Annotated in this window: 1 protein-coding gene and 1 pseudogene; one reads left to right on the forward strand and one right to left on the reverse strand. The window is 75.8% G+C overall.

Annotation, left to right across the window (positions count from 1 at the left end):
* Positions 1-678 (forward strand): GvpL/GvpF family gas vesicle protein (locus D7V93_RS43535; RefSeq protein WP_120648724.1); only part of this gene is annotated, 678 nt, incomplete at its 5' end.
* Between the two features lie 12 nt (positions 679-690).
* On the opposite strand, the pseudogene D7V93_RS43540 reads toward D7V93_RS43535, so the two are convergent.
* A pseudogene (locus D7V93_RS43540) lies at positions 691-884 on the reverse strand (hypothetical protein); the annotation flags it as partial.

Raw genomic sequence — 884 nt, forward strand, 5'->3', positions numbered from 1 at the left:
GAGCCGGACCTCGCGGGGCTGGGCTCGTCGCGGGTGCACGCGGTGCGCGAGGGGGGCCTGCTGGCGCTGGTGTCCGCCGTGGCGGGCCTCCGGGTGGCGCCCACGCGGGCCCACCTGCTGGCGCACCAGCGCGTGACGGAGGCGGTGCTGCGCGAGCACACGCTCGTGCCGGTGGCCTTCGGCACGGTGCTGCCGTCGGAGGAGCGCGTGCGGGAGCTGCTGCGCACGGCGCGCGCGACGCTCAGCGATACGCTGACGGCGCTGGAAGGGCGCGTGGAGCTGGGGTTGAAGGTGCACTTCCACCGCGACGCGCTGGCGCGCCAGTTGGAGGAGGAGACGCCGGGGCTTGGGCGCGGGGCTTCGGAGCCGGAGGAGGACCACGAGCAGCGGCTGGAGGCGGCGCTGCTGGAGCGCACCCGGCGGGACATGGACGTGCTGTGCGACGGGCTGCGTCCGCTGGCGGCGGCCATGCACGAAGCGGCGCCACTGGGCGAGCGGATGCTGCTCAACGCGGCCTTCCTGGTGGACCGGGCGCGGGTGGCCGCGTTCGAGGCGCGCGTGAAGGCGCTGGCGGCGCGCACGGAGGTGTACGCCTTCCGCTTCACCGGGCCGTGGCCGGCGTACAGCTTCGTGGACATGCGCCTGGACGTGGAGACCGGGCCCGTCGCGACGCACTGACGGGCGCGGGGTTCAGCGCCTGGGCGCGGTGAGCTTCACGGCCTCCTCGGCCAGGGGCTCCAGGCCGCCGCCCATGCGCGTCCAGCCCGGGGTGAACTCGGTGCGCGCGTACCATGAGCCGTCCGGCGTCTTCGCCATCGTGAGTTCGCCCACCGGCTTGCCGCCGCGCTGGTACTCCACGCGGAAGGCGGGCGTGGGGGCCGGGC

This window comes from Corallococcus llansteffanensis (genome assembly GCF_003612055.1).
Lineage (GTDB): Bacteria > Myxococcota > Myxococcia > Myxococcales > Myxococcaceae > Corallococcus > Corallococcus llansteffanensis.